This window comes from Frankia sp. R43, assembly GCF_001306465.1.
GTDB classification, from domain to species: Bacteria; Actinomycetota; Actinomycetes; order Frankiales; family Frankiaceae; genus Parafrankia; species Parafrankia irregularis.
Map to the genome: position 1 here is coordinate 678790 of NZ_LFCW01000005.1, position 22655 is coordinate 701444.

Below are 22655 nucleotides of genomic sequence, written 5' to 3' on the forward strand. Positions count from 1 at the left end.
GGCGTTGATCGCGAGAGCGAGGGGAAGGTCGCCTGCGCCCACCTGCACCCGGGGCCGAGCGGCCAGACGCCGGCAGCCAGACAGGAGGCCCAGGATGTCCACAACCGGGCGCGAGCACGCCATCCTCGACCCACGGGTACGGGCTGCGGTCCACCGCATCGCCCACCGCCTCATGGCCGAACAGCAACAAGAGCTCACCCCGGCCTGACGGCAGGCGATGCATGCCGTCAGGCCGGGGCGCGGCTCTCACCCAGGCGGATTCGACCTCGCCGGCCTCAGCCCGGCCCGGGCGATCCGGCGCCTCCCACCTCCCCAGCCGCCTCCGTCGGCCCCGGAAGTGTCGGCATCGGCGGGAAGACCTCCTCCCCTTCCGGATGGCTTTCCAGATACTCCTGCATCTCCTGCTGAGAATCCGGATTCGCCGACGCCCACGCCGTCGCCTCAGCCTTCATGAATCCCGGTATATCGATGAGAGTCAGCTGCTTCCCGTCCCGGCCGTAGGCCCTGATGGCCGGGATACCGGACAGCGCCCATTTCTCAAAATCGTCCCGATGCGCGTACATGTAATCAACAAATTCCTGCTCCGACATCCCGGCGCCAGGCCACGGGCCTTTCTGAACAGTCCTGACGACAACCCTGCCGTCCTGGACCGGCACCTCGACCACGCCGGCGGCGACAGTCGCCGTGACCCGGGCCACCTGGTCGGATGCCTGGGCGACGTAAATCGAGACCACGTCCCCGCCGCCGGGCTCCGATGCGGCCTCGCTGCCGTCATCGATCGCGTTACCACCGCCGCCCACCAGGCTGAAATCGGCATTTCCGGACAGCGGGGACGGCTCCCCCGAGTCCAGATCGCTCATTACAGCCCTGTCGTAGGCGAGCTGGCCGGCCGCGTCCACCGGAAGGTCACAGTCGAGGAAGACCGGCCCGTCCCACAGCACCACGGACGCCCCGTCATCGTCCCGCACCGCCGCCCACACCTTCAGCTTGTCGAACGCGGGCTCCGGCATCCCCTCGACTGACGAATATCCACGCCTGCAGGAGGAGACGAGTCGCGTGGTTTCGGCTGGGGTGAAGGTCAGCGGATGCAGCTGAATGGTTGCCGGTCCCGGCGGAAGATCCGCGGGTGTGAGGGAGGCCCGCCCCTCGCCGCCGGACAGCAGCACTCCAGTGGCGATCCCGGTAGCAGCGACGGCCAGCGCGACGGCCGGCGCCACCCACCGGGCGGTGCGCCGCAGGCGCTCCCGCGGCTCCCTGCTCCGCGCCCCGGCCCACAGATCCGCCGAGGAACGGACGGAAACCGACTTCGCCATATCCCGAAGGTGTTGCGCGATCTGCTCATCGGTGGTCATGCCGGACCTCCCCACACCTCGTCACGTTCCATCGATCCGGATACGGGCAACGGCAGGGGGACGTCCCCGCCCCCGGCCCCCACCACCAGTCGCGCCTCGCCCCGAGGCACACCAGACGGCTCCGCACCAGACGGCACGGACCCCGCAGGCTCCACGGCCGCGGGTTCCGCGGAGCCGGCTGCCGCCGGGTTGCCTGCCGGGCCGGGTGCCGAGAGGCCGCGCTCAGCGGCCACCGGCAGCGGTCGCACAGCCGTCACCAGCGACGGATCCGCACGCAGGCGGGCCAGCCCGCGCGAGGCGTGCGTCTTCACCGACCCCACCGAACAACCGAGGATCTGCGCGACCCGCGCCTCCGGCAGGTCCTCGCAGTACCGCAGTACGACCACAGCGCGCTGCCGGGCCGGCAACGCGGAAAGCGCCCGCGCCAGATCCGCCCGATCCTCAACCGCCGACATCTCACCACCGGCAACGCCCGCCGCCTGGTCTGGCACGGCGGACACCAGCGTCTCGGGCACCCGGCGCCGCCGGAAACGCCGCCGCTGCGCGTTCACAAGAACGCGACGCACATAGGCATCCGGGGAATCGCTCGCGCGAACCCGTCGCCAGGCGACGAAGGTGCCGGCCAGCGCCGTCTGCGTCAGGTCCTCCGCCTCGACCACATCGCCGGTCATCAGGTATGCCAGCCGCAGCAGGCCCGGCAGCCGTGCCGCGAAATACTCCCGGAACTCGCGGTGCAACTCATCGTCCATCACCCCTCCTCACACATAAGGAGTCCGATGGACGTAGCCCGGGTTGACCGCGCCCCGCACCGGAACGGACAACTCCCTCGCGTGGCCTCACGCCCAGGGCGATCCGCACCGCTCGGTGGCTGTCACCAGGGCACGACTCCGGCGTCCTCGAAGAAGCCGCCGGACGGGCCGTCGTCGGGGATCATCGCGAGCCGGATCGCGATCGCCGCGCCCTGTTCGGGGGTGCGGATGCCGCGGAAGCCGTTGAGGTCGGTCGCGGTGTAGCCGGGGCAGACCGCGTTGATCAGGATGTTGGTGTCACGCAGCTCCTTGGCGTACTGGACGGTGACGGCGTTGAGGAACGTCTTCGACGGCGAGTACGCGGCGGAGATCGGGCCGGTCACGCTCACGTCGGCGGATTCGCTCTGCCGGGTGATGGATCCGACGCCGCTGGACATGTTCACGATCCGCGGCGACGCCGAGCGGCGCAGCAGCGGCAGCATCGCGTTGGTGACTCGGATGACTCCGATCACGTTCGTCTCCACGACCGTCCGCACGGCCGCGGGGTCGACCATGGTGGGCTGCTGCGGCATTCCGCCGGTCACCCCGGCGTTGTTGACGAGGACGTCGAGGCGTCCGGCGCGTTCCTCGACGAGTGCCGCGGCGGCGGCGACGCTCCCGTCGTCGGTCACGTCGAGCGGCACGCCGAAGACGTCGAAGCCGGCCGCGCGCAGCTTCTCCACGGCGGCCTCCCTGCGCCCGGCGTCCCGGGCGCCGACGCCGACGCTCCAGCCGAGCGCGCCCAGGCCGGCCGCGATCTCGTAGCCGATGCCCTTGTTCGCGCCGGTGACCAGCGCAGTCGTCCGTCCGGGCTGCTCGTTCCGTTCGTTTCGTTCGCTCATGGGTCGATCCTCGGGGCGCGTCGGCGGGACCTCCAACACCGTCTGGGTGGGCAGCGATACCTCAGCGGCATCGATCCGGCAATCGGTGGCGGTACCGTCAGCTCATGGAGACGCGGGAGCTGCGTTACTTCATCGCCCTCGCCGAGGAGCTGCATTTCGGGCGGGCCGCGCAACGCCTCGGGATCACGCAGCCGCCGCTGTCGCGGGCGATCAGCCAGCTGGAGCGCCGCCTCGGGGTGACGCTGTTGGAACGCAACAGCCGCAGTGTCACGCTGACCGAGGCCGGGGCGGTGCTGCTGCGGGAGGGCCGGGCCGCCCTCGACGCGGTCGACGCCGCGGACCGCCGGACCCGCCGCGCCGCGCTCACCGGAACCGGCCAGGCCGACCTGGTGCTCGTCACGAAGGCCGGCGCGTCCGGTGAGCTGCTGGCGAAGCTGCTCGACGCGTACGCCGCCGAACCAGGCGCGGCCACCGTCGACGTGATCCTCTGCGGGATCGCCGAGCAGGAACGGCTGCTTCGCGACGGGCGGGCCGACGTGGCGCTGCTGCACCGGCCGTACGACTCGACGGTCGGGTTCGACACCGAGGAGCTGTGCACGGAAGGTCAGGTCGCGCTCCTGCCCGCCGGGCATTTCCTCACCGGCCGGGCCAACCTGCGGATGGCCGACGTCGCCGCGCTGCCCGGCCTGCCGATGCCTCGCTGGCCGGGCCGTGACGGCACCTACCCCGACGGCCCCGGCCCGCAGGTTCGGGACCACACGCAGCTGTACCAGCTGATCGCGCTCGGCCGGACCTGCACCGTCCTGCCGGAGTCCTGCCGCGTCAGCCTTCGCCCCGACATCACCGCCGTCCCCGTGCTGGATGCACCGCCGGTGACGACGGTGATCGCGTGGCCGCCGCACAGCCGCTCCCGAGCCCTGGCCGGACTGGTCCGCGCCGCCACCCGCCTCTGACCACCGCACCACCCACACCTGGGGAACAGCCCGGACATCCGGGGCGGGATACTGGCCGGCTTCACGTTTCGACCGGTCGCCTCACCAGGGAGATCCCTTGATCCGGACAGGAATTCGGCACCGCGGCGCGAATGGCCATGGCGTCGATCGCGTCGATCGCGTCGGCCACCGCCGCCCGCGGACGACGCCCGGTGGCGTCGCGATGCTGGCGCTCCTGCTCGCCACGGGCTGCGCCGCCGAGAACGACGACCGCGGCGATGACAGCGAACGATCCGCCGGGGGCGCGGCCACCGCCTCGGCGCCGACGGAGCGGCCGGTGCCAGCCGAAGGCCTCCCACCCGCGGAGCTGCAGGGGCGATGGTGGACCTGGGCGGCATCGGCGATCGGGGACGACAACCCGGTCGAGGATCCCGACGGCCACGCCTGCGCCGTCGGGCAGCCGGCGGACGTCTGGTTCCTGGCCGGCACGTTCGGTGGGTACACCACCCGCGACTGCACCCTGCCCGCCGGCCGGCCGCTGGCCGTCCCGCTCGTGAACCTGACCAGCGACGAGCCCACCGACTGCGACGCGCTGATGGCGGACGCGCAGGGCAGTGCCGACCTCGACGGCACCCCCGTGCAGGCCAGCGCCATACCCGCGACGCCGATCAGCTACGAAGGTGCGGCGGACAACCCGGTGACCCGCGAGGCCGGAACCTTCCAGGGCTACGGCTGCGGCCTGTGGGTCCAGCTGCCCCCGCTGTCACCGGGCGAACACGCCCTTGCCATCCGGGGGCGCTCGACCGACTTCAGCACCGGCGTCGACTACCTTCTGCACGTCGTCGACCCGGCATCGGGCGACGTGCCGACCTCCGGCCGGCCGAGCTCCGTGGATACGGCGTCAGCCTGAAACCCGCTCAGGTGCATGGGCCCGACGGAATGCGGGCCCTGACACGAATACATTGTGTCGCCGTAGTTTCACGGAGAGAAGTTGTCACCAGGCGTGCGGATACCAGGACGTCTCACGATTCGGCCACTGACGGGACAACTACACGGGTGACCGCGAGAGTGAAGGACTCGTCCTCAGTGCGCGCCCGACTACGACCGCACTCTCGCGGCGGCCTGCGCGGCTATTCGTTCCGCGCCGATTCGGGGCCGGTGATCCGGCGTAGCAACGGCAGCGTGGACGCGACGATCGCCAGCGACAGCGCAAGGCCACCGGTCACCGTCAGGTAGTACGAGACGGGTGGGGCGAGCAGGGTGTACTCGAGTTGTGCTCGTAGGAACAGGTGCGCTGCCAGGAGCCCCATCCCGATGGCGACCACGGCGACGGCCAGCAGCGGTACCACCGTCTCGAGGACGATGACCCGGCGCAACGTCGCGAGTTGGACCCCGGTGAGCCGGAGCAGGCTGAACGGCCGTCGCCGGTCGCTGAGCCCGGCCACCACGCTCACTGCCAGGCCGCATCCGGCGATCGGGAGACTGCACACGACGACGACGTCCGCCAGTCGCTGGAACCGGGTCAGCTGGCGCGCCGAACCGGCCTCCCACTCGCCGACGCTGGCCGGGAAGCGTCCCGCCGGGAACGCGTTGATCAGCACCGTGCGGGCTCGCTCGAACGCTGATCGGGTGGTCGTGTCCACGACCACGGACAGGACGGGCCGCTCGTCGACCGCTGCGGGCGGGACGTCGGCGGCATCCCAGACGACCGATGTGGTGAGCGAGAAGGCCATCGGCCCGACGAGGTCCGGGTGGACGCTCGCGACCTGCACACCCGCCGGGCAGCTACCGAACACCTCCAGTCGATCCAGCTCGGCGCAGGTGATCAGGCCGCGGTAGCCCGACGGGTCCTGGCGCACGAGCGTCACGCTGCGCACGCCGGGGATCGCCGCGAGGCCGAGGCCGGCTGAGACCTGGTCGGCGGCCGGCGCGGGGCCTTCCTCCGGCCAGAACACCTTGGACAGCGAGGTCGTGGCAATCGAGTTGTCAGGGGGCTGGCCACGGTTCACGACGTAGGTGGTGATCGCACCGGTGGCGACGGTGCTCACGAACAGCGCCACCACGAGCCCACTGACCGACCGGAAGCCCGCGTGCGGGTCGTCCGCCAGCCGGCGCCCGGCGATCAGCGTGGCCGGCCGCCTCGCCCGCCCGGCCAGCAGCCGCGCGACGACCATGATTATCCATGGTCCGGCCGACACCAGACCGACCATGATCAGAAATATCCCCGTCAGGTACGCGAGGATCTGTTCGTCCGATGTCTGCGGCCGGCGGCCGATGAAGAAGGTCAGCTCGGCGAGTCCGACTGCCAGCGGCAGCAGACGCCATGCGCTCGGCCGATTCGGCGTGACCCGCTGGCGAACGCCCAGCGGCGAGACCCGCACCCGACGCAGCGCCAACCAGGCCGCGAGCGCGGCCCCCAGCGGAAGGCCGAACGCGACCGCGAGCACGTCGGCGAGCCCAAGCGAGAGGTCGCCGGGATAGAACCGGTCGCCGGTGAACGGGATCGCGGCGAGGCCTGGCCGGCTCGCGAAGAACAGCGCGAATCCGGCTACCGTGCCGGCACCGGCCGCGACGGTCGACTCGACAGCCGAGAACACCGAGACCTGCCGTGGGGTCGCCCCGAGCAGCCGCATCGCCGCGAACCGCTGCTCCCGCCGGGCGGCGCCGAGCCGCGTCGCCGTCCCGACGAACATCAGCACCGGGAAAAGCAGCGCCACCGCGACCACGGACAGCACCAGCGTCAGGGCGTCGGGGTTGAACCCGACCACGCAGCCGTCACAGGCACCCGGGTCGGCCGTCGAGATCTGGTTGACCCGCTGCCCCCCGAGCCGCTCCAGCGTGGCGGGGTCACGCCCGATGATAATGATCAGCGAGTCGGGCGACGGGAGCGCGGCCGGGCCGAGGACACCGGCCTCACGCCCAGGGAAGCGGTCGCCCAGCTCCCCAGGCGGCACGGTGCGCAGCAGCTCGGAGAGAGCGGGTGACACGTAGAACTCACCGTCCGCGGGCAGCCGCGGGATGCCTGGCGGGACGGGGACGCCCGGCCCGAGGGAGGCGACATCGATCCGGCCGATGGATTCGCCGTGGTAGTAGTCCTCGCGCAGCAGCCACCACAGCCCGTCACCCGAACCCTGGGTGGAGTCCGGCGCGATCGCCGTGTTGAGCCAGCCGTAACGCAGGTTCTGCGCCTGGACGGCGTTCATCCCGGCGAGGGTGGCCAGCAGCATGCCGACGCCGAGCGCCACCGCACCGGCGAGGATGGCGAGCCGCCCGGCGGACTCCCGCCCACCGGCCAGCGAGAGGCGCAGCGCGAACCGGATCATGACGGCACCAGCGCGTTCACCTGACCGTCGCGCACCATGACCTGCCGGTCCGCGTACGCGGCGACGCGGGCCGAGTGGGTGACCAGCACGACGGTCGTGCCCTGTTCCCGAGCGGACCCGACGAGCAGGCCCATCACCTGTTCGCCGGTGAAGGAATCGAGCGCGCCGGTCGGCTCGTCGGCGAACAGCACCTCCGGCCGGCTGACGAGGCCCCGCGCCAACGCCACCCGCTGTGCCTGGCCGCCGGACAGCTCACCGGCTCGGCGCCGCTCCAGCCCGGCGATACCGAGCCGCTCGAACCACGGCCGCGCCTGCGCCAGCGCGGCGGCCCGCTTCGCCCCGCCGAGCAGCAACGCCAGCGCGACGTTCTCCTCCGCGGACAGTTCGGGCACGAGCTGTCCGAACTGGAACACGAACCCGAAATGATCCCGCCGCAGGAGACTGCGCGCCGTCTCGCTCAGCCTGTCGACGCGACGGCCGGCGAAGGAGACCTCGCCCGACTCCGGCACGAGGATCCCGGCGAGGCAGTGCAGCAGCGTCGACTTGCCCGAGCCACTGGGGCCCATGACGGCGACGATCTCCCCCGGCCCCACCGCCAGGCTCGCGCCGCGCAGTGCCGGGGTCGCACCGAACGACAGGATGACGTCCCGTGCCTCGATCGCGCTCATCGCCGCACCGCCTCCCGCAGGGCGTCCAGCCGGACGGTGGCGGTGTCGATCCAGTGCAGGTCGGCCTCCAGATGGAACAGCCCGTGGTCGGCCAGCAGGGTGTCGACGAGATCGCCGCCGCGTTTGAGCGCGGTCAGCTCCTGCATCCGGCGCAGGTGAGCGGCGCGTTGGGTGTCGAGGTACTCGTCGGCCGGCCGGCCGAGCATCAGGGCCAGCACGACCTTGGTGAACAGCACGGTCTGCAGGTTGGGCTCGGGCTCCACCGGCTGGGCCAGCCACGTGTCGACCTCGGTCGCGCCGAGGTCGGTGATGACGTACCGCTTTCGCTCCGGCCCCTCGCCCGCCGCCACCTCACCGATGACGATCTTGCCGTCTCGGGCGAGCCGGCCGAGCGTGGCGTAGACCTGCCCGAACGGCAGCGGCTTACCACGGCTGAAGAACAGGTCGTAATCACGCTTGAGGTCGTATCCATGGCTGGGTTCACGCTCGAGCAGGCCGAGCAAGGTCAGCGGAACGCTCATGCCGCGAACTATACATCGAGAGTATACGTCGCGTGTCTACACTGCGTGCCTAGCTACCGACGCGCCTGGCTACCGAAGACGCGACGATCCCGGATCCCGGGCTGACTGCGCCGGGGATCCGGGATCCGTCGAACTCGAAGCGGGCGGGTACCGGTTGACGGGGCCCGATGGGTCCGTCAACCGGTGGCTGGCGTCCTAACGGCGCTGTCCTGACTAACGGCACTGTCCTGATCGGACGCCGTTGACGGTGTTGCCCTGCTCCCGCACGGTGGGGATGTTTCCGGTGCAGCTCAGCCCGCCGCCGATACGGTTCGCGGTGATGGCGGGGACCGGGTCGCCGGGGTCCGGTCCGTCACCGCTGTTGTCCCGGACCGTGAGTGGCCCGCTGATCGTGGTGCCACTGACCGACAGTCCGCCGGTGTTGGCGCTCACGGTAACGGTGCCGTTGATGGCGTTGCCCGCGCAGGGCAGGTAGTCCGAGCCGATCAGGACGAGCCCGGTGCCGCTCTGCACCGTGACAGAACCGCTCACCGAGGACTGGCACAGCGTGAACGCGGCAGCCTGGTTGACCGAGAGCGCCCCGGCGATCTCGCCGCCGGTCACGGCGAGCGCGCCGCCGGGGTTGACCGTCACCGGGCCCTTCTGCTGGCCGCCGGGCCCGATGCACAGGGACTGGTCGGCCGTCACGGTGACGGCGGCCTTGTGCACGGCGGTGATGCACGGCTGGCTGAAGCCGACCGTGATCGTGGTCGGTGCCGTGGTGGTGCTGGGCTTGAAGGTCGGGCCCCCGCTGTAGCGGGCCGTGATCTGGTGGGCACCGGGCTGCAGGCTGGTGGTGCGCAGGACGGCCTGCCCCGCGGTCACCGGAACGACCGCCAGGAGGGTCTCCCCGTCGGAGAAGGAGACCGCACCGGTGGGGCTGCCGGCATCAGGCACGACCGGCTGTACCGAGGCCGTCAGCTCGACGGCCCGGCCGAACAGGGGACTCGGGGTGCTCGCCGCCAGTGACGTCGCCGACTCGTGATCGAAGTCGGCACACAACGCGAATCCGAGCGCGGGTGCGTCACCTGTCCCGCTAGAGCCGCCGGCCGCGATGACCGCACTCCAGGATGCGGGGTTCGTGGCACCGTTGACGGCGGGATCACCCAGTGCGTCGCTGGGATAGCTCCCGCGCAGATGGGTGCCGCCGGTCACCGGCCCCGAGGTCGGGCCCTGCAGCAGGTGCACACCGCCGCCGATGAGGGTGCGGCCGGTCGGGCAGGTCGCGGTGGTGATCGCGTAGCTGCTGCCCTCCTGGGGGCCGAGCCGCTCCGTCCGGACCACCTGGACGTCCATCTCACCGGGCTCGGCGCACACCGCGTACGCGAAGGTCTGCGGGGGCACGTCGAACCGCCCGTTGGCAACGCCCATACCGGTCCAGTACCGGGGGTTCAACGCCCCGTTCGGGAGCGGGTTGCCCTGCGCGTCGCTGGGGAAGCTACCCACCGCCTTCAGGGTGGCCGCTTCCGGCGGCAGCGTGTGCGAGCCACCACCCACCACGACGGTTCCCTCCGGACACGCGGCGGTGACCAGGACGTTTCCCGCTCTGAGCGGGCCGGGGGCGGAGGCGACCGAGACCACCCGGTGGTCGAGCTGCGTTCCCTGCGCGCACACCGCGAAGCTTGTGATCTTGTCACCCTCTTCGGCCTGCCCACCGAAGTTACCCACGGCCGCCCAGAACTGCGGGTTCTGCGTGCCGGTCGAGCTCATGGTCCCGCTCGCGTCACTGGGGAAGGACCCCTTCGCGCGCAGGCCGTTGATCGGGGGGACGGGGTCGGTGGCATCGACCTTGCTGCCCCACAACCCCCCGCTGACCAGCACGCTGCCTTCCGGGCACGCGGTCACCGCGGTCGCGAACGCCGACGACGCCGGCGGTACGGGAAGGTCGGTGGTGGCCACGTGGATCACCGGCTCCCGCGGGTCCCTCGGTTCCTGCGGTTCCTGCGGGTCCTGCGGGTCCTGCGGGTCGGTCGGACCCGGGCCGGGATCACTGTTGCCCTCGACCGTCAGTGGGCCGTTCGTCGTGTTGCCGATGACCTGTACGCCGCCGGTGTTGCCGGTCACCGTCAGGCTGCCCTTGATCGTGTTGCCCGCGCAGGGCAGATCGTCCGAACCGATCAGGACGAGACCGGTGCTGCCCTGCACCGTGACAGGGCCGCCCACCGTGGACTGGCACAGCGTGAACGCGGAGGCGCCGCTACTGGAAACCGTCCCGGCGATCTCGCCGCTGGTCACCGCCAGCGCGCCGCCCGGTTCGACGTTCACCGGGCCCTTCTGCAGGCCGCCAGGACCGATACACAGAGCCTGCTCAGGCCGCACCGTCATCGTGCTCTTGTGCACCGTGGTCAGGCACGGCTCACTGAAACTGACCGTGATCGTCGTCGGTGCCGTGGAGCTGGGGTGGAAGGTCGGGCCTCCGCCGTAGCTCGCCGTGATCGAGTGGGTTCCGGGCTGCAGGCTGGGAGTACGGAAGACGGCCTTTCCCTCGGCGTTCAGGGGAACGGTCGCCAGCGGCCTCGTCGCGTCGGAGAAGGTGACGGTTCCGGTCGGGGTGCCGACATCGCGCAGCGCCGGCAGCACGGAGGCCGTCAGTTCGACCGGCCGGCCGAACAGCGGGCTCGTGATGTTCGTAGCCAGCGACGTCGTCGTGTCGTGGTCGAAGTCGCCACACAGCGCGAACGTGCTCGCGACCTGATCGCCCGTCCCGCCGGAAGCACCGGCGACGATGGTGGAACTCCACGACGACGGACCGGTCGACCCGTTGCCGGCGGGGACGCCCGCCTGGTCGCTGGGATAGCTGCCGCGCAGATACGCGTCAGGCGCATACGCCCCACCCGCGCCCCTGCTCAGATGCTGCCCTCCGCCCAGCAGAGCGAGATCCGCCGGGCAGCTGGCCGTGTAGGTCACCTGGCCGTTGCCGGCCTGCGGGCCCAGGCCGTCCTTGCGAACCACCCGGACATCCATGTCGGCGGGCTTGGCGCACATGACGCTCGCGATGGTCCGCGTGGTCGTCGGGGCCGCCCCGCTGCCGACCACCACCGCCGTCCAGTACCGAGGGTCCGCCGCCCCGTCCGGGAGCGGATTCCCCTGGGCGTCGCTGGGAAAACTGCTGACCGTCGTCATGCCGGCAAGCGACCCGCCCGACGCCATCAGCCCGCCGCCGCCCACCGCCACTGTTCCGCCGGGGCACGGGGCCGTCACCTGGACGGCGCCCGCCTGGGTCGGGCCGACCGCGAGCCGTGCGACGACCGACAGCTGGCCGAGCAGCCTCGCCTCCTCCACACACACCGCGAAACTGGAGACCTTGCCACCGTCCCCGGGCGGACCGGTGACATCGCCGACGGCCGCCCAGTACTCGGGAATCTCCCCGGTGCTGTCCTCGATCCGGGTCCCGTTAGCGTGGCTGGGGAAGGTCGCCTTCGCGCGCAGCCCGCTGGCGGCGGTGGCATCGGTTCCGCTGGCCAGCGCACCGCCGCTGAGCAGCCGGCTGCCCGCCGGACACGAGGTCACCGCGGTCGCGGAGGCCGACGGCGTGGCCGGGACAGTGAGCTCGGCGGAGGCGACCCGGATCACCGGTTCCTGTGGTTCCTGCGGTTCAGCCGCCGCGGCCACGACCGGCGCTATGACGGTGGGCGCCACCGCGGCGACAGCCACCACGAGAGCGGACAGGGCGACGGCCACTCCCCGCGATCGCCCAGATCCCACCGGTCGTCGACCTCGGGCCCTGGCCCAGTCCCTGCGTCGCATCGCGCGAGCCCCCCTGACATCAACTGGTCGGTCCACAGGCGCAGCAAGTCCCCGTACCCGACGTTGCTTGCGGCCCAGCCGATTGATGGCGCGGCACCGCAGACGCCGGCGACCACACCGGTCACGGACCGTCATCCGTCTCGGCGAGCAGCACGGTACTACTTGTAGAACCGCAAAAACAACAACTTACGGTGAAATCACCCTCATATGCGGAAGTTGGAGGTCGGCGGCGGCGCTCCGTAGATCCTCCAGCGCATCGGGTGGCTCGACAGGCGGGGCATCCGCCCAACGTCGCCCCACCTGCCGAGGTCAATCTGTCACTCCGTGTTACGGACGTGCCGTGCTGTGCGTGTCGATCGGTTGCCGGCCAGTCGCCGATCAGTTGCCGATCAGTTGCCGGTCAGGCACAGCGCCCAGACGTGGGATGTGGTGGCACCTGTCGAGCCGCTTCCGCCGGTGTGCGTGAGGGACGTCCAGTGCGCCGGCGAGGTGGTGAGCGGATTCCCGCTGCTGTCGCTGGGGTAGCTGCCGTTCAGGTGATCGCCCTGGGTTCCGGGTGCGGTGAAGTCGGAGGTGGTGATGTCACCGCCGCTGATACCGGCGCCGCCGCTGATCAGCGTTCCGTCTTCTTCGTCGCATCCGACCGTGGTCTCGTGCAGGTCGGTGTTGCTGGTCGGACCACTCGAGTCGTCGTATCGCACGGTGACAGTGACACCGCTGACGTCGATTTCCTCCCCGCTGCAGATCGCGTATGCGTACGTGACGTTGCTGGAGCTCGTGCTCATACCGCCGTACGAGCCGCCCGCGGCCCAGGAATCCGGGTTGATCTCCCCGTCGGCGGCGGCGATGGCACCGTTGTCGTGGGTACCCGGGCCGGTGCCGTCCAGGAAGGTGGGGTAGCTGACGATTGGCTTGAGGGGCCCCACGGTGCCCGGGAGAGTTCGCGCGCCGCCGCCCAGCAGACGGGTGCCCTCGGGGCAGGTCGCCACCGCCAGGTCGATTGTTCCCGGGGCGGTCGGCCCCGCGACGTGGTCCATCACGATCTGGGTACCCGTGATCGTGCCGCCCGGATCCAGGCACATCGCATACGGAGTCGACCCGAAGGCGGCATCGAAACCGCCTCCCGAACCACCCGTGGCACCGACCGCTCGCGCCTGGGTCGCGTTGGTGCCGACGACCCCGTCCGAGTAGGAGTTCGGGAGGGTGTACTCACTGGTCCCGTTGAAGGGGACGATTCCCTTGACGTGCAGATTGCTCTGCGCTGCCGCGGTGCCGATGGTCTGGAGAATGCCGACTCCGGAGACCACGTCGTCGGTGTCGCCGCCGCTCCGGCAGTTCGCGTCGCTCGTGTTCTCCGTGTTGGCTGTGCCCGGCCCGGACGCGGGGGTCGCGGTACGTACTGTGATGGTGGTTGCCGCGTAAGCGGTTCCGGGCAGCGTGACGGCCAGCGCGGTACCCAGAACGAGTGCCGCGACCAAGGGGGATCGCAGGGACTTCTTCGCCATCGCCTTCTTCCTCAATACCCGAATGGACAGGTTCACCAGCCACGACGGGAAAGACATCACGAACTGCTCACGGCGATTTCAAGGTGGGCCGAAGAATCGAAGAACCCCGGACGGGACCACCCCTCGGCGCTTCTCACCGAAAACGCTGTGGCACGTGAGACACCAGGCGAGTACCAGCCGGACGACCGCTTGGCTGGTACTCCACGTCCGGGGTGACGTCACCCGTCGCCGGACTCTCGCCGCACACCTCTCAGGTGACCGACCCGAACGATGACGACGAGCGCAACAGATCTTTCCCGCGGCGCAGACCGCGTCAGGAGCAGATCCTCCGGGACGGAAACATACCCGGCCAGCACCGTGTCCGCGACGCGATTACCGAAATTTCTCCGCATCTGCGTCGCCGATCCCGTCGCGCAAGGCTGGACCAGGCGTCAGTGCGCGTGGCCATAGCCGGCGGCCCTCATCGACACCTCATCGGCGGGGTGGGGGTGCGGTGCCGAGGACCCGTACGTCCTTTTGCATTGTCCCGGTTTCGCGCACAGGTACCCCCTGTAACCGAAACCGGGACGGCGCGACCGCATGTGGTTCCCATTTCGATCTTGCGGCTCTGCGCCCGCTGGACTGGGGGCCAGCATCGAGCCAAGGGAGTCGATCGTGAGCGTCGAGGCCTCCGAGTTGGTCACCATCCCCCGGGCAGAGCTGGAGTCGCTACGGGCTGAGGTGCGACGCCTACGGCGCCTCGATACCTGACAGGCTCGACCCGCCCTCGCAGCCGCAGCCCTCGCGCAGCGTCGTGATCAGCGCCCAGCGGGCGACGATCGCCCTGCGGCTGTGCCCCGTCGCCGCACGGACTCACTGCGGCGTCCTCCGCTGGCCTATCCGGCCTGCGACGTCCGCGCTCTGCTCGTGGGCACGCGGGTGGGTGTACCTCTCAGGACGTAGGAGCCGTGACCTGAGAGGTACGTGGCGGTCGCCGAAGATCGGTCTCGCGGTGGTCGGCGGCGGCCCCGAAGATCCCTAGCGTTCTGGGACGTCAGCCGGCAGCCGGCCGGACGTCGACGACGGACGCGGGGTACACATGATCGAGGCGCGCGGGCTCACCAAACGCTACGGGGAGAAGGTCGCGGTCGAGGATCTCTCCTTCACCGTCAGGCCGGGGGTCGTCACCGGCTTCCTCGGGCCGAACGGTGCCGGCAAGTCAACCACCATGCGGATGATCCTGGGCCTGGACCGGCCGACCGGCGGCACCGCGCTCATCGACGGCCGGCCCTACCGCGAGCTGGCCGCACCGATGCGCCACGTCGGGGCCCTGCTGGAGGCGCGGGCGATCCACACCGGGCGCAGCGCCGCCAACCACCTGCTCGCGCTCGCCCAGACGCACGGCATCGCCCGGCGGCGGATCGACGAGGTGATCGAGCTGGTGGGCCTGCGCGACGTCGCCCACAAACGGGCCGGCGGCTTCTCCCTCGGGATGGGCCAGCGGCTCGGCATCGCCTCCGCCCTGCTCGGCGACCCGTCGACGCTGATCCTCGACGAGCCGGTGAACGGGCTGGACCCGGAGGGCATCCGCTGGATCCGCGACCTGCTCCGCGGGTTCGCCGCACAGGGTCGCGCCGTGCTCGTCTCGTCGCATCTGATGAGCGAGATGGCGCTGACCGCCACCGAGCTGATCGTGATCGGGCGGGGCCGGCTGATCCAGGAGACGTCGGTCGCCGACTTCGTCCGCGCCGCCTCCGGGAACCGGGTGTTCGTCCGTTCGCCACATGCCGCGGCACTCGCCGAAATGCTGGTCCGGGAGGGCGCGACGGTCACCGCGACGCCCGACCCGGCGGCGTCCCTGCTGCCCGCCGGTGCCCCGGGCCACCAACCCGCCGACCCACTCGGCCACCGGCCCGGCCCGACGCCCGATCAGGTGTCCACGGCGATCGGGACCGCCGAGACGATCGAGGTTGCGGGCCTGGCCAGCGCGCGGATCGGCGAGCTGGCCCGCGCCGGCGGGATCGCCCTGCACGAGCTCACCCCCCGCCTCGTCTCCCTCGAGGACGCGTTCATGAACATCACCCGCGACGCCGTCGAGTTCACGAACGCGGCACCGGCCGGTATCGGAGCGAACCGATGAACACCCAGTTCACAGATCCCCGGGACGGTCGGACGATCACGGCCCCCGCCGGCGGCAGGGACGTCGCGGACCCGGCGAACGCGACCCGTTCAGCGAACGCGACCCGTTCAGCGAAGGCGACCCGTTCAGCGAAGGCGACCCGTTCAACGAACGGGACCGGCACCGTCGGCGCGAGCGGAGCGGCGAACGCCGCGGGCCCGGCGGGGGACGTCGTCTTTCTCGGCCTGCTCCGATCCGAGTGGACGAAGTTCCGGTCGTTGCGGTCCACCTGGTGGACCCTGGCCCTCACCGTTGTCGCGATGATCGGCCTCGCGGTCCTGCTCTGCGCGATAGCCACCGACGGGACCACGCTCGACCCGGAGAACGCCGACTTCGACGCGACCGCCCCCAGCCTCGGCGGCGCGCTGCTGGCCCAGATCACCATCGGCGTCCTCGGTGTGCTGATGATCACGGGCGAGTACACCACCGGGATGATCCGCGCGACGCTGACCCTGGTTCCCCGGCGGCTACCGGTGCTCTGGGCCAAGGCCGTCGTGTTCGCCGGTGTCGCGTTCGCCCTCACGCTGGTCACGGGTCTGCTCTCGTTCACCGTCGGCCAGGCCATCCTCGCCGGCGATGATCTCAGCGTCTCGATCGGCTCGCCGGGCGCGGCGCGGGCGATCGTCGGCTGCGCGTTCTTCCTGACCGCGGTGGGGCTGCTCGGCCTCGCCATCGGCGCGCTGCTGCGCAGCACCGCCGGCGCCGTGTCGGCGCTGCTCGCCGTCCTGCTCGGGCTGCCGATGGTGGTGGGCCTGCTGCCCGCGAGCATGCAGTCGATCAACCGGTATCTGCCTGCCTCGATCGGCGAGGTCCTCATCTCCACCCAGGGCTCCGGCGACGCGTTCTCCCCCGGCACCGCCGCGGTGATGATGACCGTCTACCTGGTGGTGACGCTGGTCGCCGCCGCCGTCGTCCTGGGCCGCCGGGACGTCTGAGCACGGCCGCCTCCGAGCACACCCGCGGGGCCAGCGGTCGGCGGTCGGCGGTCGGCAAGCGGCAATCGGAAAGCGGAAAGCGAGCGGTGGGCGGCGAGGGTGTGGGCGAGAGGAGGATGAGCGGCATGAGCACGGCGGAGCCGCCGGATGTCCCCGGTGTGGTCTTCGGACGGATGCGGCACGGGCGGGTAGGCCGCGCCCTGCGGGCCCATCCGGTCTTCGTCGACTCCGCCCTGGCCTCGATGCTGGGTCTCGTCGCACTGCCGCCCACTGTCGATCTGGCGGGTCCGTCTGTCGTGGCGCTGCTGCTCATCGTCGCATCGGTCGCGCCGCTGTGCCTCCGGCGGCGCCATCCGATCGCGGTCTTCGCGGCCTGTTCGGCAGCCGCGGTCCTCCAGCTTCTTCTGTGGGTTCAGAACTTCGGCACCATGTCGCTGCTGATCGCGTTCTACACGGTCGCCGCGCGGCGGCCGCGGCGGATGGCGGCAGCCGCGGCCGTGGCCCTCACCGCGCTGGTCGCATGGTTCTGCGTCGGCCTGCCCGACGCCCGCTTCTACGACCGGATCGCTGTCGCGGTCTTCCTCGGCGCGCTCGGGATCACCGCCGGTGTGCTCGGCGTCAACATGAACACCCGGCGGGCCTACCTCACCGCCCTGGCCGACCGCGCGGCCAGGCTCGAACGGGAGCGGGACCAGCAGGCCAGACTCGCCGCGGCCCGGGAACGGGCCAGGATCGCCCGCGAGATGCACGACATCGTGGCGCACAACCTCTCTGTCATGATCGCGCTGGCGGACGGGGCCACCTTCGCCCTGCGCGGCCCGGCAGCGCCTCCCCCTGCCGCGCTCTCCGATCCGTCCCGTGCGTCCAGCCCGGCGGCCAGCCCGGCCACAGCCGCAGGCCCAGCCACGAACGTGGACGAGGGGCTGGCGCGGGCGACGCGGGCGGTCGAGCAGGTCTCGGCCACCGGCCGTGAGGCGCTCGCGCAGATGCGCGGGCTGCTCGGCGTCCTGCGCGACGAGCGGACCGAGATCGAACCGCCGCCCTCCGCGGCGTCCGCGGCCGGGGTGAGAGCAGGAGCCGGGGTACGAGCGGGAGCTGGGCACACCGCTGGCATCGCAGAACTGACCGCGGCCGCGATCGGGACCGGGACCGGGACCGCCATCACCGATCCGACCGGCCTCGCCGAGACCGCACCACAACCGGGAATCGGCGACCTCGACGACCTGATCGACCAGATCCGGCAGGCTGGACTGGCCGTGCGACTCACCAGTGCGGGAAGGCGCCGAACGCTCACCGCCGACGCGGAGCTCACCGTGTTCCGCATAGTCCAGGAGTCGCTCACCAATGTTCTCAAGCACAGCGGGCCAGGCACGCGGGCACGGATTCTGCTGCGGTACGACGCCGTCGGTGTGGAGATCGAAATCGTGGACGACGGCCGCGGCGTGCCCGCCACCGGTCCGGCGCCGACCGGCGGACGCGGAGTTCAGGGCATGCGGGAACGCGCCGCTCTGCATGGCGGGACACTGACCGCGGGGCCGGTCACCGGCCGGCACGACGGATGGCGGGTCACCGCTCGGATCAGAGCCGCGGACAGTTCCAGCCCGACCAGCCCGACCAGCCCGCACCATCCGGACACGGCGCAGGAAACGCTGGAGGCGGGGAAATCGTGACGACGACCGTGCTCCTGGTCGACGACCAGCCACTGCTGCGGATGGGCTTCCGCATGGTGCTGGACTCGCAGCCGGACCTCAGGGTGGTCGGCGAAGCCGGGGACGGTGCCACCGCCGTTCGGCTCACCGCCGAGCTGGCCCCGGACGTCGTCCTGATGGACGTGCGGATGCCGGGTGTCGACGGCATCGAGGCAACCCGGCAGATCGTCGCCTCCGGCGGCGCCTCGAAGGTGCTCATCCTGACCACGTTCGACCTCGACCGATACGCCTTCGCCGGGTTGCGGGCCGGCGCCAGCGGATTCCTGCTCAAGGACGTCCCGCCGGACGACCTGCTCGCCGGCATCCGCACGGTCGCCGCCGGGGACGCCGTCGTCGCGCCGAGCACCACCCGGCGGCTGCTCGACGGTTTCGCGCACCGCCTGCCCGACCTGGACGACACCGGGTCGGGTCCCGGTCACCGCCCGTTCGGGGCAGGACCCGGCCGGGACGGAGCGGACAGGCTCGCCCGGCTCACCGACCGCGAGCGCGACGTCCTCGGTGAGGTCGCGGCCGGCCTGTCGAACGCGGAGATCGCCACCCGGCTCGTCCTCGCCGAAGGCACCGTGAAAACCCACGTCGGCCGCATCCTCGGCAAACTCGAGCTTCGCGACCGGGTACAGGCCGTCGTCTTCGCCTACGAGATCGGCCTCGTCCGGCCGTCGGCCAACCCACCCCGCCACCCGGACTGACCGCCCGCCCTGCTTCCATGGTGGAAAGGTGCTGATGAGGAGGCCGGGGCGCGGTGCTCAGAGTGGCGACGGTCAATGTGAACGGCATTCGCGCGGCCAGGCGGCGGGGAATGGGCACGTGGCTGGAGGACCGGCGCCCGGACATCCTGTGCGTGCAGGAGGTGCGCGCCGACGACGCGATCCTGGCGGACGCGGTCGGGCCGGGCTGGCACATCGTCCATGAGGCGTCGGCGGCGAAGGGCCGGGCCGGGGTCGCGATCCTCGCCCGGATGGCGCCGGTGGACGTCCGTCTGGGGCTCGGTGACTTCACCGGTACGGGTCGATGGGTGGAGGCGGATTTCTCGCTCGACGGCGATCCCGGGTTGCTGACGGTGGTGTCCGTCTACGCACACACCGGCGAGGCGGACACACCCCTGCAGGAGGAGAAGTACCGTTTCCTCGCCGCGATCCGGGAACGCATGGCGAAGCTGGCCGCGGACGGTCGGCACGTGCTGGTCTGCGGTGACCTCAACATATGCCACCGCGAGATCGACCTGAAGAACTGGAAGGGCAATCTCAAGAAGGCCGGATTCCTGCCCCAGGAACGAGCCTGGCTCGACCAGTTGTTCACCGAGGACGGCTTCGTGGACGTCGTGCGGAATTTCGCGGGAGAGCGGCCGGGCCCATACACGTGGTGGTCGTGGCGAGGCCGCGCCTACGACACCGACGCCGGCTGGCGCATCGACTACCTGATCTCAACCGGCCAACTCGCCGAGCGGGTCCTGGCCGCCGCCGTCGACCGGGCACCGACATACGCTCAGCGCTGGAGCGACCACGCACCGGTATACACCGACTTCGACGTGTAGGAGTTTCGACGTGTAGGAGTGTGGCCGTGCTTCGGCACGGTGCCACGACTCGAAGAGTCCAGGATTTTTGTCGTCCCAGAGCATGCGGCAAAATCCCGAGCTTCGAATTTTTGGCTGCTGCCGAGCAAGAGCTGAGGATTTTGGTCGTTCCGACAGCCAAAATCCTCAGCTCTTGCGAATTACCAAACGACTCTGCGCCCCTTTTATCTTCTGTGCGGTGAATTGTCGATGCGGCGCGCCGCCACCTTCTACCCACCTGCGGATTGGCTGCGCTCCACAGGCCGGCTGGCGGGCCCGCGCTCCGCCGGCACGGGATGGCGGAGCGCGACCGCAGCTCGGATCAGCCGGCGCCCCGCCACGACACCGACGACTCGGCGGCACCGAGTCGTCGACCGGGGACCATCGGACTCGCATCTAGATTGCTAGCATGCTAGCGTCCTGACTGTGGGCGACGAGGACGTCAAGCAGTTCAACGTGTACCTGCCGATCGGGCTGATCAAGCAGGTCAAACACCATGCCATCGAGTCGGGGCTGTCCCTCTCGGCGCTCGTCGCCGAGGCACTGCGCGCCTACCTCGACAACGCCCACGGGCAACGATCGCATTCATCAGGATCGGAGACCTGACATGACGACCGAAGGAATCGAAGCCGTCTTCCTGGAGACCCACAACTGGGGCAGGGCGGCAGGATTCTTCCAGGCGCTGGGTTTCAGGCTGGAGTTCGACACCGGCCACAACTCCGGCCAGCTTCGCAACGGCGACGGTCCCTACGTCTTCATCGCGGAGATTCCCGAGTCCCGGGAACTCCAGGCGCCGCGCATCGTGCTGAAGGTGCCTGACGCGGACGCATTCCAGCCCGACCCCGCCGTCGAGGTCGTCACCCCGTTCGAGGACACCCACTGGGGCACCAGGGAGATGACCGTTCGTGATCCCGACGGGCGGCTCTGGAGTCTTCAGGCCCCCGGCGGAGCTGACCTGGGAGACGTGAAGGCGTGACCGGCACCGGCCCGCGCAGCACCGCGCCGGAGAACACTGCACCGGACAGCACCACGCCGGACAGCACCGCCGTTCGCGTCGCCCTCTGGCGGGCGATGCACGTCCAGGTCGACTCGCCACCGCACGTCCTCACCGATGAGATCGGCCTGCATCTGGCCGCCCCCGACGGCGACTGGCGCGCCCGGCCGGACATGGACCCGCAGGCCACCAGCGGCTTCCGCGCGTCGATCGTGGCCCGCGCGCGTCTCATCCAGGACCTCGTCACCGAGAAGGCAGCCCAGGGCGTCGACCAGTACGTCATCCTGGGCGCCGGTCTCGACACGTTCGTCCAGCGCGAGCCGGAGATCGCCGCCCGCCTGACCGTGTTCGAGGTCGACCAGCCCGGCCCCCAGGCGTGGAAGCGCCAGCGCCTGATCGACCTGGGCTATGGCATCCCGGACGGGCTGCGCATGGTCCCCGTCGACCTTGAGACGGACGGGGGCTGGCCCGCGCACCTGACCGCCGCCGGTTTCGACGCCACGCGGCCTGCTGTCGTCGCCTCGACCGGCGTGACCATGTATCTGTCCAAGGAGGCCACCGCCGCCACTCTTCGCCAGATCGCCGGGCTCGCCCCCGGCTCGACGGTCGCGATGACGTTCCTGCTGCCGCCCGAGCTGCTCACCGACGACGCCGACCGTGCCGGGCTCGACGTGTCCAGGAGAGGCGCACGGGCCTCGAACACCCCGTTCATCAGTTTCTACCCACCCGACGAAATGCTCGCGATGGCCCGCGAGGCGGGTTTCAAGGATGTCCGCCACATACCTGGAACGGCGCTCGCGGAACGCTACTTCACCGGCCGGCCCGACGGCCTGCGCCCGTCAAGCGGCGAGGACGTCCTGGTAGCCACTACCTGAACCCGCCTTCACCTCAGGCCTCGCGCGCCCTTGGCAGCGGCTTCGTCTGCCTCCGCCCCTGCTCACGCTCTACGAAGCGCAGTCCGCCTCGGGGAGCAGGCGGTCGACGAGATCCCGCGCGACAGCGTCCGCGGCGGAACCGGGGTCGATCGAGACGGTGAGGCGGTCGAGCATCAGGCCGTCGATCGCGTAGTGGAACAGCGCGATGTCAGCGGCGTCGCCGGGCAGTCCGGCCGCGGTGTTGAAGGCGACGTCCGCGGCGAAGGCGTCCCGGAACCAGGGGGTGAGGCGCTGCGCGACCTCGGGGCGGCGGGCTGCCTCCAAGCGCAGCTCGAACAGGGCGATGGTCAGGTCGCGGTGGGTGGTCATCCGTCGAACGATGTCGCTGATGTAGTCGGCGAACAGCTCTCGCGAGGGCTCGCGCCTGCCCAGGCGTTCCAGGACCGCCGGCTCCGGCGCCAGCCGTTCACCGATCCGGCGGACGATCCCGTCGAACAGGTCGGCGCGCGAGCGGAAGTAGTTGGACGAGGTGCCGATCGGGACGCCGGCCTCCCGGTCAACCGCTCGATGGGTGAGACCTCTGGCGCCTTCCCGTGCCAGGACGGCGAGTCCGGCGTCAGCAAGTTCCGTGCGTCGTTCGTTGTTGCGGGCCACGACAAGGAGGGTAGCGCCAACCACGACACCTGCCGTACATTGCAACCACGACAGGTGCAGT

General features: G+C 70.8%; 19 protein-coding genes. 10 read left to right on the forward strand and 9 right to left on the reverse strand.

Annotation, left to right across the window (positions count from 1 at the left end):
• Positions 1-275: 275 nt before the first annotated feature.
• The 3 genes from ACG83_RS23685 to ACG83_RS23695 all read right to left on the reverse strand — a co-directional run bounded on the left by ACG83_RS23685 (position 276) and on the right by ACG83_RS23695 (position 2982).
• Entirely contained in the window at positions 276-1352 is a 1077-nt protein-coding gene (locus ACG83_RS23685) for a hypothetical protein (protein WP_152991496.1), read from the reverse strand.
• Entirely contained in the window at positions 1349-2101 is a 753-nt protein-coding gene (locus ACG83_RS23690; RefSeq protein ID WP_054568388.1) for a SigE family RNA polymerase sigma factor, read from the reverse strand. The genes ACG83_RS23685 and ACG83_RS23690 overlap by 4 nt, the downstream gene beginning before the upstream one ends.
• A gap of 122 nt (positions 2102-2223) precedes the next feature.
• Positions 2224-2982 carry an SDR family oxidoreductase gene (locus ACG83_RS23695; protein WP_054568389.1) on the reverse strand — a complete coding sequence of 253 codons (759 nt, stop codon included), beginning with the start codon at positions 2980-2982 and terminating at the stop codon, positions 2224-2226.
• Between the two features lie 104 nt (positions 2983-3086).
• Here ACG83_RS23695 and ACG83_RS23700 point away from each other — a divergent pair, with 104 nt between their 5' ends.
• Positions 3087-3935: a LysR family transcriptional regulator gene (locus ACG83_RS23700; protein ID WP_054568390.1), complete on the forward strand. Its 849-nt coding sequence runs from the start codon at positions 3087-3089 to the stop codon at positions 3933-3935.
• A 202-nt stretch (positions 3936-4137) separates the two neighbouring features.
• Entirely contained in the window at positions 4138-4824 is a 687-nt protein-coding gene (locus ACG83_RS23705; RefSeq protein ID WP_063793178.1) for a hypothetical protein, read from the forward strand.
• 220 nt (positions 4825-5044) lie between these two features.
• On the opposite strand, the gene ACG83_RS23710 is transcribed toward ACG83_RS23705, so the two are convergent.
• From ACG83_RS23710 to ACG83_RS23730, 5 genes are all read right to left on the reverse strand, one after another.
• Complete coding sequence (locus tag ACG83_RS23710) at positions 5045-7237, reverse strand: FtsX-like permease family protein (RefSeq protein WP_054568391.1); 2193 nt, start codon at positions 7235-7237, stop codon at positions 5045-5047.
• Positions 7234-7905 (reverse strand): ABC transporter ATP-binding protein, encoded by a 672-nt coding sequence (locus tag ACG83_RS23715; protein ID WP_054568392.1) that lies wholly within the window; start codon positions 7903-7905, stop codon positions 7234-7236. The genes ACG83_RS23710 and ACG83_RS23715 overlap by 4 nt, the downstream gene beginning before the upstream one ends.
• Positions 7902-8426, reverse strand: coding sequence for a PadR family transcriptional regulator (locus tag ACG83_RS23720; protein WP_054568393.1), 525 nt, complete (start codon positions 8424-8426; stop codon positions 7902-7904). The genes ACG83_RS23715 and ACG83_RS23720 overlap by 4 nt, the downstream gene beginning before the upstream one ends.
• A gap of 213 nt (positions 8427-8639) precedes the next feature.
• Complete coding sequence (locus tag ACG83_RS46885) at positions 8640-12170, reverse strand: Ig-like domain-containing protein (protein WP_235498123.1); 3531 nt, start codon at positions 12168-12170, stop codon at positions 8640-8642.
• A gap of 431 nt (positions 12171-12601) precedes the next feature.
• Positions 12602-13717, reverse strand: coding sequence for a hypothetical protein (locus ACG83_RS23730; protein WP_054568395.1), 1116 nt, complete (start codon positions 13715-13717; stop codon positions 12602-12604).
• A gap of 1078 nt (positions 13718-14795) precedes the next feature.
• Here ACG83_RS23730 and ACG83_RS23735 point away from each other — a divergent pair.
• From ACG83_RS23735 to ACG83_RS23770, 8 genes are all read left to right on the forward strand, one after another.
• Positions 14796-15836 carry an ABC transporter ATP-binding protein gene (locus ACG83_RS23735; protein ID WP_054568396.1) on the forward strand — a complete coding sequence of 347 codons (1041 nt, stop codon included), beginning with the start codon at positions 14796-14798 and terminating at the stop codon, positions 15834-15836.
• Positions 15833-16810: an ABC transporter permease subunit gene (locus ACG83_RS23740; RefSeq protein WP_054568397.1), complete on the forward strand. Its 978-nt coding sequence runs from the start codon at positions 15833-15835 to the stop codon at positions 16808-16810. The genes ACG83_RS23735 and ACG83_RS23740 overlap by 4 nt, the downstream gene beginning before the upstream one ends.
• 125 nt (positions 16811-16935) lie before the next feature.
• Entirely contained in the window at positions 16936-18480 is a 1545-nt protein-coding gene (locus ACG83_RS23745; RefSeq protein ID WP_054568398.1) for a sensor histidine kinase, read from the forward strand.
• Entirely contained in the window at positions 18477-19208 is a 732-nt protein-coding gene (locus ACG83_RS23750) for a response regulator transcription factor (protein WP_076834114.1), read from the forward strand. Before ACG83_RS23745 ends, ACG83_RS23750 begins: the two co-directional genes overlap by 4 nt.
• Positions 19209-19261: 53 nt before the next feature.
• On the forward strand, positions 19262-20053 hold the full coding sequence (locus ACG83_RS23755) for an exodeoxyribonuclease III (protein ID WP_054568399.1): 792 nt from the start codon (positions 19262-19264) through the stop codon (positions 20051-20053).
• A gap of 444 nt (positions 20054-20497) precedes the next feature.
• Positions 20498-20677, forward strand: a complete 180-nt coding sequence (locus tag ACG83_RS23760; protein ID WP_054568400.1) for a CopG family transcriptional regulator — start codon at positions 20498-20500, stop codon at positions 20675-20677.
• A 1-nt stretch (position 20678) separates the two neighbouring features.
• A complete protein-coding gene (locus ACG83_RS23765) occupies positions 20679-21047 on the forward strand; it encodes a glyoxalase/bleomycin resistance/extradiol dioxygenase family protein (RefSeq protein ID WP_054568401.1) in 369 nt (122 codons plus the stop codon).
• Between the two features lie 95 nt (positions 21048-21142).
• Positions 21143-21940, forward strand: coding sequence for a class I SAM-dependent methyltransferase (locus ACG83_RS23770; protein ID WP_054568616.1), 798 nt, complete (start codon positions 21143-21145; stop codon positions 21938-21940).
• Positions 21941-22009: 69 nt separating this feature from the next.
• Here ACG83_RS23770 and ACG83_RS23775 read toward each other — a convergent pair whose 3' ends face one another.
• Positions 22010-22594, reverse strand: a complete 585-nt coding sequence (locus ACG83_RS23775) for a TetR/AcrR family transcriptional regulator (protein ID WP_054568402.1) — start codon at positions 22592-22594, stop codon at positions 22010-22012.
• Between the last annotated feature and the right edge of the window lie 61 nt (positions 22595-22655).

What these genes read in the sequence shown, in the direction of transcription:
- ACG83_RS23765 (WP_054568401.1), top strand. Translation starts at nt 20,679, where the DNA reads ATGACGACCGAAGGAATCGAAGCCGTCTTCCTGGAGACCCACAACTGG.
- ACG83_RS23700 (WP_054568390.1), top strand. Translation starts at nt 3,087, where the DNA reads ATGGAGACGCGGGAGCTGCGTTACTTCATCGCCCTCGCCGAGGAGCTG.
- ACG83_RS23695 (WP_054568389.1), bottom strand. Translation starts at nt 2,982, where the DNA reads ATGAGCGAACGAAACGAACGGAACGAGCAGCCCGGACGGACGACTGCG.
- ACG83_RS23745 (WP_054568398.1), top strand. Translation starts at nt 16,936, where the DNA reads ATGAGCACGGCGGAGCCGCCGGATGTCCCCGGTGTGGTCTTCGGACGG.
- ACG83_RS23685 (WP_152991496.1), bottom strand. Translation starts at nt 1,352, where the DNA reads ATGACCACCGATGAGCAGATCGCGCAACACCTTCGGGATATGGCGAAG.
- ACG83_RS23715 (WP_054568392.1), bottom strand. Translation starts at nt 7,905, where the DNA reads ATGAGCGCGATCGAGGCACGGGACGTCATCCTGTCGTTCGGTGCGACC.
- ACG83_RS23690 (WP_054568388.1), bottom strand. Translation starts at nt 2,101, where the DNA reads ATGGACGATGAGTTGCACCGCGAGTTCCGGGAGTATTTCGCGGCACGG.
- ACG83_RS23740 (WP_054568397.1), top strand. Translation starts at nt 15,833, where the DNA reads ATGAACACCCAGTTCACAGATCCCCGGGACGGTCGGACGATCACGGCC.
- ACG83_RS23705 (WP_063793178.1), top strand. Translation starts at nt 4,138, where the DNA reads ATGCTGGCGCTCCTGCTCGCCACGGGCTGCGCCGCCGAGAACGACGAC.
- ACG83_RS23735 (WP_054568396.1), top strand. Translation starts at nt 14,796, where the DNA reads ATGATCGAGGCGCGCGGGCTCACCAAACGCTACGGGGAGAAGGTCGCG.
- ACG83_RS23770 (WP_054568616.1), top strand. Translation starts at nt 21,143, where the DNA reads ATGCACGTCCAGGTCGACTCGCCACCGCACGTCCTCACCGATGAGATC.
- ACG83_RS23710 (WP_054568391.1), bottom strand. Translation starts at nt 7,237, where the DNA reads ATGATCCGGTTCGCGCTGCGCCTCTCGCTGGCCGGTGGGCGGGAGTCC.
- ACG83_RS23730 (WP_054568395.1), bottom strand. Translation starts at nt 13,717, where the DNA reads ATGGCGAAGAAGTCCCTGCGATCCCCCTTGGTCGCGGCACTCGTTCTG.
- ACG83_RS23720 (WP_054568393.1), bottom strand. Translation starts at nt 8,426, where the DNA reads ATGAGCGTTCCGCTGACCTTGCTCGGCCTGCTCGAGCGTGAACCCAGC.